This window comes from Micromonospora sp. WMMA1996 (assembly GCF_002573675.1).
Classification (GTDB): Bacteria; Actinomycetota; Actinomycetes; order Mycobacteriales; family Micromonosporaceae; genus Micromonospora; species Micromonospora sediminicola.
In genome coordinates this window covers 2,341,518-2,359,147 of the sequence record NZ_PDHU01000001.1, presented here as the reverse complement: position 1 = coordinate 2,359,147, position 17,630 = coordinate 2,341,518, and the positions used below count along the sequence as shown (strand labels likewise).

Below are 17,630 nucleotides of genomic sequence, written 5' to 3'. Positions count from 1 at the left end.
CCTCGCCGGCTGGGGGCGGCGTGTTCAGCCCTGGAGCCGCTGGGCCCAGTAGACCTGCCCGTCGGGTCCCATGTAGACCAGCGCCAACAGCAGGTCCGGCAACGTCACCGGCGCGCTGGCCATCGGAAGGTCCCGCAGGGGCCGGTCCAGGTGCGGGAAGAGCGCCACGAACGTCACCGGCGAGGCGCCGACGTCGCCGATCGCCAGTCGGGTGCCCGCGCTGAGCCACCCATCGCCCACCCGGATGTGACCCGCCCCGCGCAACCACGGGTAGCGGTCCGGGATCCTGTTCTCCACCCCGGCGCTGCCCATGCCGACGCTCCGCTGCGGCGCGGACACCCCGAACACCGGCGGCTTGTAGTCGGTGCGCTTGTCGATGAGGAACAGCGCGAAGTATCCGCCGTCCAGCGGCGCCGGCGGTGTCTGCCAGGACACCCGGCCCATCACCAGCTGGTCACCGTCGGACGCCACCGGCGCCTGGTACGCCGGACCGAGGGCCGCCTGCGCCTCGTCGTAGCTGACGAACTTCAGCGACGAGCTCAGGTGCAGCGCCTCCGGACCGTAGGGCGGACGCTGGTGCCACCAGCGCCATCCGCCGACGGTCGCCACGGCCACGACCAGCACCACCGCCGCGCAGGCGGCCCGTCGCCACGTCACGGCCGTCAGTGAACCACGCCCTCGCCCGCGCCGTGGGCCAGCCGGACCAGCGCCGCCACCGTCCGGTCCACGTCTGCCTCCGTCGTGGTGGCGTTCGACACCGAGATCCGCATCAGCCGCCGCCCCCGCCACGTCGTCCCGCCCACCCAGCACGTCCCGTCGACCTGCGCGGCGGCCACCACCCGGTCGGTGCGCGCGTCGTCGCCGAACCCCACCAGCACCTGGTTGAGCACCACTTCGTTGACCACCTCGAACCCGGCCGAGGTCAGCCTGTCGGCGAACCGCCGGGCCAGCGCGCAACACCGCTCGACAAGGGCGGCGACGCCGTCGCGGCCCAGCTCCCGCAGGCCCGCCCAGACCGCGAAACCCCGGGCCCGCCGCGAGGACTCCGCGGTGAGGTCCGCGCCCGCCGGCACGCCGCCGGAACCCACGAGGTACGCGGCCGCGTACGACAGGGCCGCCGCGTGCACATCGGGCCGGGCGCAGAACGCGAACGCGGTGTCGTACGGCAGGTTCAGCCACTTGTGGCCGTCGCAGGCCCACGAGTCGGCCGCCTCCAGCCCGTCGACCAGGTGCCGGGTGGTCGGTGCGGCCGCCGCCCACAGCCCGAACGCGCCGTCGACGTGGACCCAGCCGCCGTGCCGGTGCACCAGGTCGCACGCCCGGCGCAGCTCGTCGCAGGCGCCGGTGTTCACGTTGCCGGCCTGCAGGCACACGACGGTCGGGCCGGGACCGGCCTCGCGCAGCGCCGCCGCCAGCGCGTCCGGGTCGATCGCGCCCTGCGGGCCGGCGGGCACCTCCCGTACCGCGTCGGTGCCGAGGCCGAGCAGCCGCAGCGACCGGTCGACGGTGGCGTGCCGTTCGGCGCCGGCGAGCACCCGGACCGGCGGCGCGCCGGTCAGCCCGCGCCGTTCCACGTCCCAGCCGCCGTCGGCGAGCACCTGGTGCCGGGCGGCGGCGAGGCCGGCGGTGTTGGCCGCCTGCCCGCCGGTGACGAAGCCGACCGACGCGGTCGCCGGGATGCCGAGCAGGTCCTTGAGCCAGCCGCCGGCGGCCGTCTCGGCGGCGACGGCGGCCGGCGAGGTGACCGGGTTGAACGCGATCTGGTCCCAGCCGGCGGCGAGCATGTCGGCGGCGGTCGCGGCGGGCGAGGCGCCGCCGACCACGAAGCCGAAGTAGCGCGGCCCGGCGGTGGCGACGAGACCGGGCTCGGCGGCGGCGACCAGGTCGGCGAGCACCCGCTCGGGCGGGGTCGGCGCGGTCGGCAGCGGAACGGCGAACGCCCGGGTCAGCGCGGCCTGGTCGACCGGTGGTCCGACCGGCCGGTCCGGCAGCGACCGGCGGTAGTCGGCCGCGTGGTCGGCGGCCCGGCGGAACAGGTCCCTCAGCTCGTCCATCGCCGCACCCTAGCGCCGTTGCCGGAAGGCCGGGTGCCGCCGGCGCCGACGGGCGGTGGTGGCACTCGGAGTGAGTGCTGAGTGACGTCCGTGACCGCTGGCTCACCCGTCGACTCCTGCGATTGTGTGGACTGGACGGACCGTCGGTGGCTTTCCCGCCGACGAGGTGGCGCCCGGGAGGACCGATGAGTCTGCGGAGACTGCTGGACAGCACCCCCGCCCGCCTCGCCCGCCAGAGTTCCGACCTGCTCCAGCTCGTCGTCCTCGCCGGCACGGCGCTCGTGACGGTGTACGGCGTCGGGACGACGTGGCTCGTCGCGCTGCGCCTCCCACCGGCGACCCTCGCCGTCCTCGCGGCGCTTCTGTTCGCCGCCTCGGTGGCGACCTACTACGTGCGCTGCGTCTACCGCCCGCCGGACTTTCTGATCGAGGAACTGGACGGGTCGTTGGTCGTCACCCGGGTCAGGGGCGACGACGGTCGGGATCACCACCGCTACGCCTACACGCGGCGGCAACGGGTTCGGGCCACCCGGCAGATCCGTCTGGTGGGCGTCCGGTCCCACTGGAGTGGACAGAACCGGGTGGTCGAGGAGGCGACGTCGCTGTTCCCGGAGCACCGCCTGCTCGACGGCGCCGTGGCTGAGGAGGACGGGCGGGTCTACCGATGGTTGTACCTGCTCGGCCCGCTCGCCCGGGGTCGTCGGGTGAGCGTCGGGATCAGGCAGGTGTTCGAGGACGTGTACGCGCCCATGAAGCCCTACTACCGGGAGAGCTGCGAGGAGCGGCGGGTCCGGAGGCTGTCCGTGCGGGTGCAGTTCGACCGGCTGGACGCGCCCGCCGAGGCGTGGCAGGTGGTGTGGCGGAGAACCCGATCGGGTTCCAGTCGCCAGGAGGTGGCCCGCACGCCCTGCGAGCCCCGCGGCGACCTCACCACGGGAAAGGTCGTCTACGAGGTGACCCTGCGGCGACCGGATCCCGACTGCGCCTACGGCATCTGGTGGCGGTGGCCGGACGACCCGCCCCGGCGGCGCCCGGCCTCGGGCCCGGCGGGCGCGGCGACCCGGCGGACAGGGGTCGACGGAGTCACCCTGGCGCCTCCGACAGGGCGGCGGTGAGCCGGTCCAGGTGCGCGGCGACCGGTCCGACGGTGAGCATCCCGCTGCCGGCGCCGGCCAGCTCGCCCGCGGCCGGGGCGAGCGCGGCCCGGGCCCGCCGCATCACGTCCCGGTCGCCGAGCGTCACGGCGGCCCGGCCGGAGAGGCACCACATCGCCTCCAGCAGCAGGTCGCGGGGCGGTTCCGGGGTCCGGCGCAGCGCGCCGGCGGCCTCGTCGCGCCGCCCGGCGGCGAGCAGCACCAGCGGGCGGGCCCACGGCGCGTACGGGCCCCAGTCGGTGTCGTCGGGGACGTCGGCGGGCAGGTCGTGCCACACCCGTAGACAGAGCAGCGCCAGCGGCAGCAGTCCCCGTTCCACGCCGGGCATTCCGCAGCCGGCCAGCGCGGTCGCCCACGACCGGTACACCGCCTCCGCCTCCGGGTACGCGGCGCCGGTGGCGGCGGTCCGCATGGCCCGGTAGCCGCCCGTGAACACGCCGACGAGCGGGCTCTCGTGCCGGGCGGCGAGCCGGTCCGCCGCGTCGGCGTGCGCGTCGGCGGTGGTGAAGTCGGCGAGCGCGCCGCGCGCCTGCACCCGGATCAGGTGCCCGAGAATCTCCACGGTGGCCAGGCCGTGCCGGGCGGCGAGCGTGACCAGTTCCGCGCCGATCGTGTCCCGCTCGGCGGCCAGCCCGGCGCGGTGGAACGTCTGCATGAACACGCCGTTGAGCGCCTGCGCCAGCAGGGCCGGGTCGGCCAGGCGCCGGGCGATCGCCTCCGCCTCCCGGGCGGCCGCGGGCGCGCGCGCCGACCCGCCACCCCGCGACTCGACCGCCACGGTGGCGAGCAGCCGGGCCCGGGTGGCCTCCGGCGCGTCCGGGCCCAGGCCGGCCAGCGCCCGCTCGGCCGCCGCGACCACCCGCGCCGCCTGCTCCGGGTCGTCCGACCGGGTCCAGATCGCGGGCACGTCGTACCCGCCGATCACCCGCGCGGTGAACTCCGGGTCGCCCAGGTGCTCGGCGGCGGTGATGGCCGCCTCTCGCTGGTCCCGGGCCGCCTCCAGGCCGCCCGCCCCGGTCACCGCGAGGCTGCGCAGCAGGCCGACGGTGGACTCGATCCGGGCCCGCGCGCCGGGCACCACGCTGCGCTCGTACGCGGCGGCGGTCTCCGCCCAGACCCGCGCGGGCCCGGCCGGCTCCGGGTCGACCTGGCGCAGCAGGTCGGTCTCCAACCGGCGCAGGCGCGGCCCCGGATCGAGGCCGAGCTGCTCGCGCAGCAGCTCGCGGGCGCGGCGCAGCACGGCCAGCGCGTCGGCCTGCCGCCCGGCCCGGTAGAGGGCCAGCGCCAGCAGCCGCCAGCCGTCCTCCCGCCACGGGTGCTCGGCCACGTGCGCGTCGAGGTCCGGTACGGCGTCGGCGGCCCGGTCGAGCGTCAGCAGCGCCTCGGCGCGCCGCTCCACCGCGGTCAGCCGCACCTGGTCCAGCCGGAAACGTTCGGCGCGCGCCCACGGCCGGTCCACGTCGGCGTACCCGGGCCCGCGCCACCAGCCCAGCGCCTCGTCGAGGCGGTCGAGCGCGGTCCGGGGGAGCGCGACGGCGGCGGCGGTCACCGTGTCCTCGAACCGCCAGGCGTCCACCGCGTCGGGGGCGGCGCGCAGCGCGTACCCGGGTCCCTCGGTGACCAGCAGCCGGGCCGGCTCGCGGGGCGCCCGCCGCGGCTCCAGGCCCCGGCGCAGCGCGGCCACGAACGTGCGGACCGCGCCCACCGCGCCCGGTGGCGGGTCGTCCCACAGGTCGTCGACGAGGTGGTCGACCGGCACCACCCGGCCCCGGGCGACGACCAGCCGGGCCAGCACGGCGCGGTGGCGGGGACCCTTCAGGTCGACCGGTCCACCGGTGTCGTCCCAGGCCGTCACCGGCCCCAGCACACCGAAGCCGACCTGCACCGACGCCCCCTTCCGGACCCGGGTCACCGTACCGCGCTCATCGGTTGCTCATCCGGCGCCGCCACGCTGGGCCGGTACGACGAAGCAGAGAGGCACCGAGATGACCACCGCAATCGCAGGATTCGACTACCAGCGCGTCACCGTCGCCGAGGGCGTGGCGTTGAACGTCGCCGTGGGCGGCTCCGGCAGCCCGGTCGTGCTGCTGCACGGCTTCCCGCAGACCCACCTGATGTGGCGGCACGTCGCCGCCGACCTGGCCGCCGAGCACACCGTGATCTGCCCGGACCTGCGCGGCTACGGCGCCAGCGACAAGCCGGCCGCGCGCGGCGAGGACACGTACGCCAAGCGGACCATGGCCGCCGACGTGGTGGCCCTGGCCCGCGCGCTCGGCCACGACCGGTTCGCGCTGGCGGGGCACGACCGGGGCGCCCTGGTCGCGGTGCGGGCCGGCCTGGACCACCCGGACGCGGTCACCCACCTGGTGTCGCTGGACGTGCTGCCCACCCTCGACATGTGGGACGTGCTGCACGGCTCGTCCGCGTCGGTCGCGTTCCACCTCTACCTGATGGCCCAGCCGCCGGGCCTGCCCGAGCGGATGATCGCGGCCAGCGCGGACGCCTTCTTCGGCCACTTCCTCGACGCCTGGGGCGGCGACCCGGCGGCGATGCCGGCCGACGTGCGGGCCGAGTACCTGCGGGCCTCCCGCGAGGCGGTCGACTCGATCGTGGCCGACTACCGGGCCTCGGCCGGGATCGACGTGGCGCACGACCGGGCGGACCGGGACGCCGGTCGGCGGCTGACCATGCCGGTCACCGTGATCCAGCAGGACTGGGGCGCGGCGCTCGGCTACGACGCCGAGGCGGTGTGGCGGGCCTGGGCGCCGGACCTGGAGCACCGCACCACCACGGCCGGGCACTTCCTGGCCGAGTCGGCCCCGGACGAGGTCGTCGCGGCGTTGCGCGCGCTGCTGAAGCGGTAGGCGCGGCGGTGCGGGCGCCGCGCGGCGCCCGCACCGTCCGCTCAGCCGGCGCGTCGCCGCACCTGCCACCGGCCGAGCGCCGCCAGCAGGCCGGCCGCGCCGAGGTGCAGCGCCAGCTCGATCCACTGGAACGGCCAGAACCGCCGGTTGGGCTGGTAGGCCAGGTCCACGTGCAGGTCGAGCGCGCCGAGGCACACGGCGGTGTCGCCGAACGTGCCGGTGGCGCCGGTGCGGGGCGGGTCGCGGAAGCAGGCCCCGAACGCGGCGTCGGAGAGCTGCCGCCCGTCGGCGGTGCGCAGCGGGCTGATGTCGGTGACCCAGGCCCCCGGCACGTCGAGCCCGCCGACGACCGGGCCGCCGGTGATGCTGCCCAGGTTCCGGGCCCGGTTGACCGCGTCGGCGGTCATCGGCACAGTGACCCGCTCCGGCGGCAGGTAGTGCGGGCGCAGCAGGTTCGGCACCGCGAGCTGCACGGCGACGACCACCAGGAACACCACCGCCATCGCCGGGAGGGTGCGGCGCAGCAGCAGCCCGGTGACCGCGCCGAGGACCAGGGCGAACACCGCGTACCCGACCGGCGCGAGGCCGCGCGCGCCGAACAGCACGGTGCTGAACCGGTCGCCGGCCACCCGGTCCACCGGCGCGGCCGCCCAGGTGAGGGCCGCACTGAGCACACCGGCGACGAGCGCGGCGGCCAGCCCGGTGACCACCAGCTTGACGGTGAGCCAGCGGGTGCGCGGCACGCTCTGGTTCCACACCAGCCGGTGGGTGCCGGCCTCCAGCTCACGGGCGACCAGCGGCGCGCCCCAGAACGCGCCGAGCAGCGCCGGCACCAGCGCGAACCCGCCGGCGAGGAAGAGCATCGTCTGGGCGTACCGGTCGGGTAGCCGGGCCGGGTCGGGGACGGCACGGACGTCCGCGCCGAGGCGCAGCAGCCCGGCGCCGGCGAGGGCCAGCAGGAGCAGGCCGGCGAGGGCCGGCAGGCGGAACTGGCGCAGCGTGAACCGGATCATCGGGTCACCGCCGCGCCCGCCGGGTGGGCGGCCCGGGACAGGTACGCCAGAGCCAGCTCCTCCAACGGCACCGGCGCGCCGCCGCGTACCGCCGGGCCCCGGACCACGACGCGGCCGGGTTCGGCCCAGACCACCTCGGCCCCGGCGGGCGCGGCGGCGGGGTCGTCGACCCGGTGGTGCGTGGCGAGCAGGTCGGTGACCGGGCCGGCCACCTGCACCCGCCCGTCGCAGAGCACGACCAGGTGGTCGCAGACCTGCGCCACGTCACCCAGCAGATGCGAGGAGAGCACGGCGGTGGCGCCGAGTTCCCGCACGAAGTCGACCAGACCGCGCAGGAAGTCGCGGCGCGCCAGCGGGTCCAGCGCGGCGGCCGGCTCGTCGAGGACGACCAGCTCGGGGCGTTTCGCGGCGGCGATCGTCAGCGCGAGCTGCGCGCGCTGGCCGCCGGAGAGCCGGCCCGCCCTCTGCCCCGGGTCCAGGCCGGCCTCGGTGATCCGCCGGCGGGCCAGCGCGACGTCCCAGGACGGGTTAAGCCAGGCACCCATCCGCAGGTGCTCGGCGACGGTCAGGGAGGCGTACACGGGGGTGTCCTGGGCGACGAAGCCGACCCGGGCCAGGTGGGCGGCGTCCGCCGCCGGCGGCGAGCCGAGCACCGACAGCGTGCCCGAGGTCGGCGTGATCAGGCCGCAGACCAGTTGCAGCAGGGTGGACTTGCCGGCGCCGTTCGGGCCGACCAGGCCGACCACGTGTCCGCGCGGGACGCTCAGGTCGCAGTCGGCCAGCGCGGTGCGGCGGCCGTACCGTTTGGTCAGCCGCTCGGCGTGCAGGACGGGTGGTGGGTTCATGCGGCTCATCCTGGGCACGGCGGGGGCGGCCGGCATCGGTCCGGAGCAGGGTCCCGGCCCGCCGGTGACCCTCCTTTCGGCCGGTTCGTCGCGGCCGGCGATCTCCTACCGTGCTGGGCATGGGTGTGAGACGGGTGGCGGCCACGACGGGGCTCGCGGTGGCGCTGGTCGCGGCGATCGGTGTCCAGGCGGTGGCGATCGCCGCGAGTTGGGGCCTGCGGTACTGGCTCGTCGGCGGCGCCGCCGCCGTCGTGGTCGGCGCGCTGGCTCTGGTCCGCCGCCGGCAGCCGGCGTGGACGGCGGCGGCCGGACTGGCGGTGACCGGGCTGGCCGTCGCCGTCGCCCGCCTGTTCGAGCTGCCGACCGAGCCCGGCCCGGCGTTGGCGCTGGCGTCGGCGGTCCTGGTCGGCACGGCGGTACGCGTGCTGGCGCCGGCGCCAGCCGCCGCGGTCGCCGGGGCCGGGCTGGCCGTGGTCGTCGGCGCGTGGCTCGCGATGCGGCCCGGCGCGGGCGGGTCCGGCGTCGTGGCGGTGTACTCGCTGGCTTGGCTCGTCGGCGTCGCCGCCGGGCTCGCGGCGCGGCTGCGGGACGAGCGGGCCCGGGCCGCGGCCGAGCGGGTGCGCCGGGACGAACGGCGGGAGCTGGCCCGGGAGCTGCACGACGTGGTGGCCCACCACGTGACCGGCATGGTGGTGCAGGCGCAGGCAGCCAACCTGGTCGCCCGGCGGGACGCGGCGCGGGCGACCGAGTCGCTGGCCGGCATCGAGTCCGCCGGCGGCGAGGCGCTGCGGGCCATGCGCCGCCTGGTCGGGCTCCTGCGCGACACCGAGGACGGACCGCCCGCCTCGGCCGGGCCGGAGCGGGTCGAGGCGCTGGTCGACCGCTTCCGCCGGCAGGGGCCGCCGGTGCGGCTGCGCCTGCCCGACCCGGAGCCGTCCTGGCCGCCGGAGATCACCAGCAGCGTCTACCGGGTGGTCCGGGAGGCCCTGACGAACGTGGCCCGGCACGCCCCGCACGCGCGGACGGTGACCGTCACCGTGGACGAGGAGCCCGCCGGCGTCGTGGTCGAGGTGATCGACGACGGGCCGCCGGCGCCGGCGGCCCACCGGGGCGGCTACGGGCTGGTCGGCATGCGGGAGCGGGTCGAGGCGCTGGGCGGCACGCTGCGCGCCGGCCCCGGCCCGGCCGGCGGATGGTCGGTGCGGGCCGTCCTGCCGCCACGCGACGGGGGGTCCGCGTGACCATCCGGGTGCTGCTCGCCGACGACCAGGCGATGATCCGGGGTGGGCTGCGGCTGATCCTGGAGGACCAGCCGGACATCGCCGTGGTCGCCGAGGCCGCCGACGGCGTGGACGCGGTCGCGCAGGCCCGCCGGCTACGTCCCGACGTGTGCCTGGTGGACATCCGGATGCCCAGGCTGGACGGTCTCCAGGTGACCCGGGCCCTGGCCGGGCCGGGCGTGGTCGACCCGCTGCGGGTGGTCGTGGTGACCACCTTCGACCTCGACGAGTACGTCTACGGCGCGCTGCGCGGGGGCGCGGCCGGGTTCCTGCTCAAGGACGCCGGTCCGGCGCTGCTGGTCGAGGCGGTCCGCGCCGCCCACCAGGGCGACGCGCTGGTGTCGCCGTCGGTGACGGTGCGGCTGCTGCGGCACCTGGCCCCGCTGGCGCCGAAGCCCGACGCGCGGCTGCCGGCGCTGTCCGCCCGGGAGGTGGAGGTGGTGCGGGAGATCGCCCGGGGGCGGACCAACCTGGAGATCGGCGCCGAGCTGTTCATCTCGCTGAGCACGGTCAAGAGCCACGTGTCGACGGTGCAGACCAAGCTCGGTCTGCGCAACCGCACCGAGATCGCGGTGTGGGCCTGGGAGCACCGCGTCGTCGAGTGACCGGCACCACTGGCGGACGCGCTACCGTACGTTGTACGTTAGTGCGGCTGTCGACGGAGGGGGCACACGGTGGAGCACGCCATCATCACGGAGGGCCTGCGCAAGCGGTACGGCGACACGGCCGCGTTGGACGGCTTCGACCTGCGGGTGCCACCCGGCACGGTCTGCGGGCTGCTCGGCCCCAACGGCGCCGGCAAGACCACGGCGGTGCGGACCCTGGCCACCCTGCTGCGCGTCGAGGCCGGGCGGGCCGAGGTCGCCGGCTTCGACGTGGCCCGCCGGCCCGACCAGGTGCGCTACCGCATCGGCCTGGTCGGGCAGCACCCGGCCGTGGACGAGGCGCTCACCGGCCGGCAGAACCTGGTGATCTTCGGCCGGCTGTTCCACCTTGGCCGCGCCCGGGCCCGCGCCCGCGCCGCCGAGCTGCTGGACCGGTTCGGACTCACCGACGCCGGCGACCGACCGGTCCGCACCTACTCCGGCGGCATGCGCCGCCGCCTCGACCTGGCCGCCGGCATGATCCTCGCGCCGTCGGTGCTCTTCCTCGACGAACCGACCACCGCGCTGGACCCGCGCGGGCGCAACGAGGTGTGGGAGGCGGTCCGGGACCTGGTCCGGGCCGGTACCACCGTGCTGCTCACCACGCAGTACCTCGACGAGGCCGACCAGCTCGCCGACCGCATCTGCGTCCTCGACGCCGGGCGGGTCGTCGCCGAGGGCACCCCGGACGCGCTCAAGTCCCGCCTCGGCGGCGACCGGATCGACCTGGTCGTCCGCGACGCCGGCGACCTCGCCACCGCCGCCGAGCGGTTGCGCCGGGTGGCCACCGCCGAGCCGGACGTCGACCCCGACCGGCGCGCCGTCAGCGCCCAGGTCGACGACCGGGCCGGCGCGCTGACCGAGGTGCTGCAGGCGCTCGACGCCGACGGGGTGACCGTGGCCGACGTGACGCTGCGCCGCCCCACCCTCGACGAGGTCTTCCTCCGGCTCACCGGCCGGCCCGCGTCGGCCGCCGGCCGCAGCGACGACACCCTGGAGGTGCCCGCGTGAGTAGCGCGACCCTGCCCGCCGGCGGCGACCTGCGCCCGGGACGGCCGTCCCTGGCCGGCGACAGCCTGACGCTGACCCTGCGCGCCCTCGCGCAGTGGCGCCGCGACCCCGGCCCGCTGCTCGGCGCGCTGGCCTTCAACGTGCTCATCCTGCTGATGTTCGCCTACCTGTTCGGCGGCGCGCTCCAGGTGCCCGGCGGCGGCGACTACCGGGAGTTCCTGTTGCCCGGCATGTTCGCCATGACCATGCTGTTCGGCATCAGCCAGACCACCGTGGCGGTCTCCGCCGACGCCGAACGCGGGGTCACCGACCGGCTCCGCTCGATGCCGGTGTCCCGGCTGGCCCCGCTGGTCGGGCGGGCCGCCGCCGACATGCTGTTCGCGGTGGTGACCCTCGCGGTCATGCTGCTCGCCGGCCTGGCCGTCGGCTGGCGGGCACACGGCGGTCCCGGGGACACGCTCGCCGCGCTCGGGCTCATCCTGCTGCTGCGCTTCGCGCTGGCCTGGGTGGGCATCTACCTCGGGCTGGTGACGAAGGGGCCGGGCGCGGTCACCGCCGTGCAGACCCTGGAGTTCCCGCTCGGCTTCCTGTCCAGCGCGTTCGTGGCGCCGTCCACCATGCCCGGCTGGCTCGGCGCGGTCGCCGAGTGGAACCCGTTGTCGGCGACCGTGGGCGCCACCCGCGAGCTGTTCGGCAACCCCGGTTGGGGCGGCGACTCGTGGGTGACCGCGCACCACCCACTGCTGGCGGTGCTCTGGCCGTTGGCCCTGATCGCCGTGTTCCTGCCGCTGTCGCTGCGGCGCTACCGCGCGCTGGGCGGCTGAGCGTGACGGTGGCCCCGCAGGCGGACCTCGGGCGGTGCGGGATCGTCCTCCGGCCGGCCGATCCGCCCCGCGCCGGCACGCTCGCCTGCTACGACCCGGGCGGCGACGCGCTGCCGGAGGCGTACGACGCGCTGGGGGAGCGATGCGAGTTGACGCTCGCGCTGCCGCTGGACGGCCCGGTGGAGGCCTGGCACGTGCCGGTCGTCGCGGTGCCGGTGGGCGCGGCGCTGTCCCGGCTGGTCGCGCCGCGCCCCGACGGGGACGCCACGCCCGCCGCCGCGTTCTGGTCCGCGGCGGCGCGCACCGGCCTGCACCTGGTCGCCCGGGGCCGGCTGCTGCCCGGCGTGTCCCCGGACGGCCACGACGCCTGGCGGGTGGGCCCGTTCGACGCCGCCGACGTCGAACGGATCCGCGCGCTCGCCGCCGCGATGCCGGCCGGGGCCCGCGCCGCGCCGGTCGACCCGGACGCGGAGAAGCTCCTGCTGCCCGACGCGGAGGCCCTGGTCCGGGCGTTCCTCGACGCGGTCGCCGACACGCTCGCGCGGACCCCGGACGGCGTCGGCCGGTTCGCCTGTCCGGAACCGGTCGGGTCGGCCGAGCTGCGCGACTGGGCGCGGGACGTCTCCGCCGGGGTGGACACCGGCCTGCGCACCGCGCTGCGCCTGGCCGGGCCGGCCGACCCGGACGGCGCGCTCACCGCCGTCGTGCGCATGCGCAGCCTCGCCGATCCCACCGTGGTGACCGACGCGGCGGCGCTCTGGGCCGGCGACGACCACCCGCTGGGGGACAACGCCACGGTCGAGGCGATGCGTGCGGTACGCCGGGCGGCGACGGTGTGGACGCCGCTGGAGCGGCTGCTCGACCGGGCCGACCCGGTCACGCTGCCGCTGCTCGACGAGGACGTCGCCGACCTGCTCGACGGCGCCGGGGCGCGCCTCGACGCGGCCGGCGTCACCGTCGCGTGGCCGGACGCGCTGCACCGCGACCTGCGAACCCGGACGCTGATCACGACGCCACCGCGACCGCCCGCGGACGTGGCCGGGCACCTCCGGTCGGCCGCGCCGATGCCGCTGAGCTGGCAGCTCACGCTGGCCGGCGAACCGTTGACCGAGGCTGAGACGGCGCAGGTGGCCACCGGCCGGCCGGTGCGCCGGCTGCGCGGCCGGTGGGTGGCGGTCCCGCCGGAGCTGGCCCGCCGGGCCCGGGACCGCTCGCTGCCGCCGCTGCGTGGCTACGACGCGCTGGCCGCCGCGCTGATCGGCAGCACGGAGGTGGCGGGGGAGCGGGTCGAGGTGGTTGCCGACGGCTGGCTGGACGCGCTGCGGGATCGGATCGCCGAGCCCGACGGCGGCGCCGAGCCGCTGGCCGCGCCGCCCGGACTGGCCGGCACGCTGCGCGCCTACCAGCTGCGCGGGCTGCGCTGGCTGGACCGGATGACCGCGCTCGGCCTCGGCGGCTGCCTCGCCGACGACATGGGCCTCGGCAAGACCGTCACGGTGGTTGCCCTGCACCTGCGCCGGCGCTCCGGGCCGACCCTGGTCGTCTGCCCCGCCTCCGTGCTCGGCAACTGGCAGCGGGAGATCCGACGGTTCGCCCCGGGCGTGCCGGTACGCCGGTTCCACGGCGCCGCGCGCACCCTCGACGGGGTCGCCGACGGGTTCGTGCTGACCAGCTACGGCACCCTGCGACGGGACGCCGCGACGCTGGCCGGCCTGCGGTGGGGCCTAGTCGTCGCGGACGAGGCCCAGTACGTCAAGAACCGCCTCAGCGACACCGCGGGCGCGCTGCGGGAGATCCCGGCCGAGGCCCGGGTCGCGCTCACCGGCACACCCGTGGAGAACGACCTACCGGACCTGTGGGCGCTGCTCGACTGGACCACCCCCGGCCTGCTCGGCGCCGCCGGGGCGTTCCGCGCCCGCTGGGCACGCCCGATCGGGACCGACCGCGACCCGGCCGCGCTGGACCGGCTGTCCCGCCTGGTCCGCCCGTTCCTGCTACGGCGGCGCAAGTCCGATCCCGGCATCGCGCCGGAGCTGCCGCCGAGGACCGTGACCGACCATCCGGTGCCGCTCACCGACGAGCAGGCGGCGCTCTACCGGCGGGTGGTCCAGGAGGTGATGGCGGAGATCCGGGAGGCCACCGGCGTGACCCGCCGGGGTCGGGTGCTCAAGCTGCTCGTCGCGCTCAAGCAGGTGTGCAACCACCCCGCGCACTACCTGGGCGAGGTCGACGGCCCGCTCACCGGCCGCTCGGAGAAGCTGCAACTCCTCGACGACCTGCTGGGCACCGTCCTGGCCGGGGACGGCGCGGTGCTGGTCTTCACCCAGTACGTGCGGATGGCCCGGCTGCTGGAACGGCACCTCGCCGCGCGGGGCGTACCCGCGCAGCTGCTGCACGGCGGCACCCCGGTCGCCGGGCGGGAAGAGATGGTGCGCCGCTTCCAGGCCGGCGACGTGCCGGTGTTCCTGCTCTCGCTGCGGGCGGCCGGCACCGGCCTGAACCTGACCCGGGCCGACCACGTCGTGCACTACGACAGGTGGTGGAACCCCGCGGTGGAGGAACAGGCCACCGACCGCGCCCACCGCATCGGGCAGACCCGCCCGGTGCAGGTGCACCGGCTGATCGCCCAGGGCACGCTGGAGGAGCGGATCGCCGCCCTGCTGGAGTCCAAGCGGGAACTCGCCGACGCGGTGCTCACCGGCGGCGAGACCGCCCTGACCGAGCTGTCCGACGCCGACCTGTTCCGGCTGGTGCGGCTGGAGGAGACGGCATGAGCGGCGAGGACGAGCCGGCCCGCAGCTTCCCCGCGTTCGGGCCCGGGCGGCGGGTCGGCCGCCGGTTCGCCGACACCTGGTGGGGCAACGCGTGGATCGAGTCGATGGAGCACGCCGCGCTCGACCCGGCGCAGCTCGCCCGGGGCCGGCGGTACGCCTTCGCCGGCCAGGTCGGACCGATCACGGTCAGCCCGGGCCGGATCGGCGCGGCGGTCCACGACGGCGACCCGGAGCACCCGTACGACACGGTGGTGCGGCTGCGTACCCTCACCGGTGCCCAGTGGGACCGCCTGCTGGACGCGGTGGCCGCCCGCGCCGGGCACATCGCCGCGCTGCTCGACCGGGACATGCCGCACGACCTGGTGGACACCGCCGACACCGTCGGGGTGCGGCTGCTGCCCGGGCCCGGCGACCTGGACCCGGAGTGCGACTGCCCGTCCTGGGACCACCCCTGCCGGCACGCCGCCGCCCTGTCCTACCAGGCGGCCTGGCTGCTGGACCGGGACCCGTTCGTGCTGCTGCTGGCCCGGGGCCGGGCCGAGCCGGACCTGATCGCGGAGCTGCGCGCCCGCAACGCCCGCCGGACCGTCACCGCCGCCGGCCCGGACGAGGCCACCGGCGTGCCGGCCGCGCAGGCGTACGCGGCCGGGCCCGCCGCTTTGCCCGGCCCACCGGCGGCGGTGACCGGCCCGCCGCTCGACCTCGCGCCGCTGCTGGCCGGGCACGACGCGCCCGGGGTCGACGCCACCGCGCTGGCGACCCTGGCCGCCGACGCCGCGCGACGGGCCCGCCGGCTGCTCGCCGGTGACCCGGCGGACCCGTGACCGGTCGTCCTCAGCCGGTGAGCACGACCAACTCGCGGGTGGCCCGGGTCATCGCCACGTAGCGGTCCACCGCCCCCTCGACACCGTCGCCGAACGCCGCCGGGTCGACCAGCACCACCAGGTCGAACTCCAGCCCCTTGGCCAGCTCCGGGCTCAGCGACCGGACCCGGTCCCCGGCCGGGAAGGTCGGGTCGCCGATGACGCAGGCGGTCCCCTCGGCGTGCCCGGCGAGCCAGCCGTCGACCACCGCCCGCAGCTGCGACCGGGCGCCGTGGCGCACCGGCACGTCGCCGGTGCGGATGGACGTCGGCACGTTCGCGTCCGGGAGCACGGCCCGGATGACCGGCTCGGCCTCCGCCATCACCTGCGCCGGGGTGCGGTAGTTGACGGTCAGCGTGGCCAGCTCGATCCGGTCGAACCCGACCCGTTCCAGCCGGTCCCGCCACGACTCGGCGAACCCGTGCCGGGCCTGGGCGCGGTCCCCGACGACGGTGAAGCTGCGCGACGGGCAGCGGGACAGCAGCATCTGCCACTCGGCGTCGGTCAGCTCCTGCGCCTCGTCCACGACGACGTGCGCGAACGGGCCGGCCAGCAGGTCCGGGTCGACGACGGTCAACGCGCTCTCGTCGACCAGGCTGGTGCGCATGTCCTCGCCGCGCAGCATGGTCATCAGGCCCTCGCCGTCGTCGTAGGCGTGCGTGGCGATCAGCGCGTCGACAACCGTGTCCATCTGCTCCCGCTGCGCGGCGAGGACGGCCTCGTCGCGTCGCCGCCGCCGGGACGCCTCCGGATCGCCGACCCGCCGCCGGGCCGCGTCCAGCAGCGGCAGGTCGGCCACCGTCCAGGCCCGGGCGTCGGCGCGCCGCAGCGCCCGGATCTCCTCGATGTCCAGCCACTGCGCGCACCGGCGCAGGTAGGCGGGCACCGACCAGAGGTCCGCGACGACGTCGGTCGGGTCGAGCAGCGGCCACGCCCGGCCGAACGCGGTGACCAGCTCCCGGTTGGTCGCCAGCGACCGGCGCAGCACGGCCTCCGGCTCGTCGCCGTCGTACTTCTCCAGCAGGATCGTGACCAGTTCCGCCCACACCTCGTCGCGGGCCTCGTTGTGCGGGGCGCCGGGCCCGGCCGCCTCGAACGCCCGCGCCCAGTCGTCGGCGGTCAGCCGGAGGTCGCCGTCCTCGGTGGCGACGGTCGTCCCGGTCGTCGGCGGCTCCTCGTAGAACCGCACCGCCGCGTCGACCGCCCGCACCAGGTCCGCCGACGACTTCAGCCGGGCCACCTCCGGGTCGGTCTCGGCGGCCGCCGCCGCGCCCTCCGGCACCAGGTCGCGCAGCGTGCAGATCTGCACCTCCTCCTCGCCGAGGCTGGGCAGCACGTCGGAGACGTAGGCCAGGTACGGCTGGTGCGGGCCCACCACCAGCACCCCGCCCCGGCGCTCGCCGAGACGGGGGTCGGCGTGCAACAGGTACGCGGTGCGGTGCAGCGCGACCACCGTCTTGCCGGTGCCCGGCCCGCCGTCGACGACCAGCGCGCCCCGGGAGCCGGCCCGGATGATGGCGTCCTGGTCGGCCTGGATGGTGCCGAGCACGTCGCGCATCCGGGGCGAGCGGGTGGCCCCCAGGCTGGCGATGAACGCGGACTGGTCGTCGAGGGCGGCGTGGCCGGCGAGCCCGTCGGCGGTGAACACCTCGTCCCAGTAGTCGGTGATCCGGCCGCGCGTCCAGCGGTAGCGGCGGCGGCTGGCCAGGCCCATCGGGTCGGCGTGGGTGGCGCCGAAGAACGGCTCGGCGGCCGGCGAGCGCCAGTCGAGCAGCAGCCGGCCGCCGGCGCCGTCGGTGAGGCCGAGCCGCCCCACGTACACCGGCTCCGTGCCGTCCGCGCCGACCATCCGGCCCAGGCAGAGGTCCAGGCCGTAGCGGCGCAGGGTCCGCAGGCGCGCGGTCGTCCGGCGGATCTCCTGGTCCCGGTCGACGGCTTGGCGGCCCTTGCCGCCGGCGGCCCGGCGGGTGGCGTCGAGCCGGTCGGACAGCTCGGCGATCGACCGGCTCAGGTGCTCCGCGAGGGCCGCGAAGTGCCGCTCGTCCGCGGCGACCAACGCCGGGTCGGCCTTCGCGCGGAGGCGGTCGGGAAGATCGAAAACGCTGGTGGTGGGCGGGTTCAACTCGTCGGCTCCGATCTGTGGCGCATCCGCCCCCGCCGGTACGCGGGCACGGCCGTACCTCCGCTCTTCGCGGCTTTTCCAATTCGTCGGGAACGTGGCTTCGGCCGGCAATTCTGCGCCACCACCCGGGGCTTGCCGCAAGACCCCGGGTGCGCTATATGTTGGTAGTGGCGGGAGATCCC

General features: G+C 76.8%; 14 protein-coding genes. 8 read left to right on the top strand and 6 right to left on the bottom strand.

The genetic code is table 11. The features are described from left to right. Positions 1-24 precede the first annotated feature (24 nt). Both COO58_RS11350 and COO58_RS11345 read right to left on the bottom strand, forming a co-directional pair. Positions 25-657: a hypothetical protein gene (locus COO58_RS11350; RefSeq protein ID WP_245666407.1), complete on the bottom strand. Its 633-nt coding sequence runs from the start codon at positions 655-657 to the stop codon at positions 25-27. A gap of 5 nt (positions 658-662) precedes the next feature. Further along, positions 663-2,054, bottom strand: coding sequence for a pyridoxal-dependent decarboxylase (locus tag COO58_RS11345; protein ID WP_091574642.1), 1,392 nt, complete (start codon positions 2,052-2,054; stop codon positions 663-665). A gap of 185 nt (positions 2,055-2,239) precedes the next feature. On the opposite strand from COO58_RS11345, the gene COO58_RS11340 reads away from it, so the two are divergent. Next, positions 2,240-3,169 (top strand): hypothetical protein, encoded by a 930-nt coding sequence (locus tag COO58_RS11340; RefSeq protein ID WP_091574638.1) that lies wholly within the window; start codon positions 2,240-2,242, stop codon positions 3,167-3,169. Here the strand turns inward: COO58_RS11340 and COO58_RS11335 are convergent. Beyond that, positions 3,138-5,120 carry a BTAD domain-containing putative transcriptional regulator gene (locus tag COO58_RS11335; protein ID WP_255292587.1) on the bottom strand — a complete coding sequence of 661 codons (1,983 nt, stop codon included), beginning with the start codon at positions 5,118-5,120 and terminating at the stop codon, positions 3,138-3,140. The genes COO58_RS11340 and COO58_RS11335 overlap by 32 nt on opposite strands. Before the next feature lie 73 nt (positions 5,121-5,193). Here COO58_RS11335 and COO58_RS11330 point away from each other — a divergent pair, with 73 nt between their 5' ends. Next, the gene (locus tag COO58_RS11330) at positions 5,194-6,072 is read left to right on the top strand and encodes an alpha/beta fold hydrolase (protein ID WP_091574635.1); all 879 of its coding nucleotides are present in this window, start codon (positions 5,194-5,196) and stop codon (positions 6,070-6,072) included. A 41-nt stretch (positions 6,073-6,113) separates the two neighbouring features. Here COO58_RS11330 and COO58_RS11325 read toward each other — a convergent pair whose 3' ends face one another. Both COO58_RS11325 and COO58_RS11320 read right to left on the bottom strand, forming a co-directional pair. After that, positions 6,114-7,085, bottom strand: a complete 972-nt coding sequence (locus COO58_RS11325; RefSeq protein WP_091574632.1) for an ABC transporter permease subunit — start codon at positions 7,083-7,085, stop codon at positions 6,114-6,116. Continuing rightward, positions 7,082-7,930, bottom strand: a complete 849-nt coding sequence (locus tag COO58_RS11320) for an ABC transporter ATP-binding protein (RefSeq protein WP_091574628.1) — start codon at positions 7,928-7,930, stop codon at positions 7,082-7,084. The genes COO58_RS11325 and COO58_RS11320 overlap by 4 nt, the downstream gene beginning before the upstream one ends. A gap of 119 nt (positions 7,931-8,049) precedes the next feature. On the opposite strand from COO58_RS11320, the gene COO58_RS11315 reads away from it, so the two are divergent. From COO58_RS11315 to COO58_RS11290, 6 genes are all read left to right on the top strand, one after another. After that, positions 8,050-9,171 carry a sensor histidine kinase gene (locus COO58_RS11315; protein WP_091574626.1) on the top strand — a complete coding sequence of 374 codons (1,122 nt, stop codon included), beginning with the start codon at positions 8,050-8,052 and terminating at the stop codon, positions 9,169-9,171. Further along, complete coding sequence (locus COO58_RS11310) at positions 9,168-9,815, top strand: response regulator transcription factor (RefSeq protein WP_091574621.1); 648 nt, start codon at positions 9,168-9,170, stop codon at positions 9,813-9,815. The genes COO58_RS11315 and COO58_RS11310 overlap by 4 nt, the downstream gene beginning before the upstream one ends. A 69-nt stretch (positions 9,816-9,884) precedes the next feature. Then, positions 9,885-10,865 carry an ATP-binding cassette domain-containing protein gene (locus COO58_RS11305; protein WP_091574617.1) on the top strand — a complete coding sequence of 327 codons (981 nt, stop codon included), beginning with the start codon at positions 9,885-9,887 and terminating at the stop codon, positions 10,863-10,865. Beyond that, positions 10,862-11,689, top strand: coding sequence for an ABC transporter permease (locus COO58_RS11300; RefSeq protein ID WP_245666403.1), 828 nt, complete (start codon positions 10,862-10,864; stop codon positions 11,687-11,689). The genes COO58_RS11305 and COO58_RS11300 overlap by 4 nt, the downstream gene beginning before the upstream one ends. A gap of 2 nt (positions 11,690-11,691) precedes the next feature. Beyond that, positions 11,692-14,463 (top strand): DEAD/DEAH box helicase, encoded by a 2,772-nt coding sequence (locus tag COO58_RS11295; protein ID WP_255292586.1) that lies wholly within the window; start codon positions 11,692-11,694, stop codon positions 14,461-14,463. Beyond that, positions 14,460-15,287, top strand: coding sequence for an SWIM zinc finger family protein (locus COO58_RS11290; RefSeq protein WP_176558789.1), 828 nt, complete (start codon positions 14,460-14,462; stop codon positions 15,285-15,287). Before COO58_RS11295 ends, COO58_RS11290 begins: the two co-directional genes overlap by 4 nt. A gap of 10 nt (positions 15,288-15,297) precedes the next feature. Here the strand turns inward: COO58_RS11290 and helR are convergent, their stop codons facing one another. Beyond that, complete coding sequence (gene helR / locus COO58_RS11285) at positions 15,298-17,448, bottom strand: RNA polymerase recycling motor ATPase HelR (RefSeq protein ID WP_098744899.1); 2,151 nt, start codon at positions 17,446-17,448, stop codon at positions 15,298-15,300. Between the last annotated feature and the right edge of the window lie 182 nt (positions 17,449-17,630).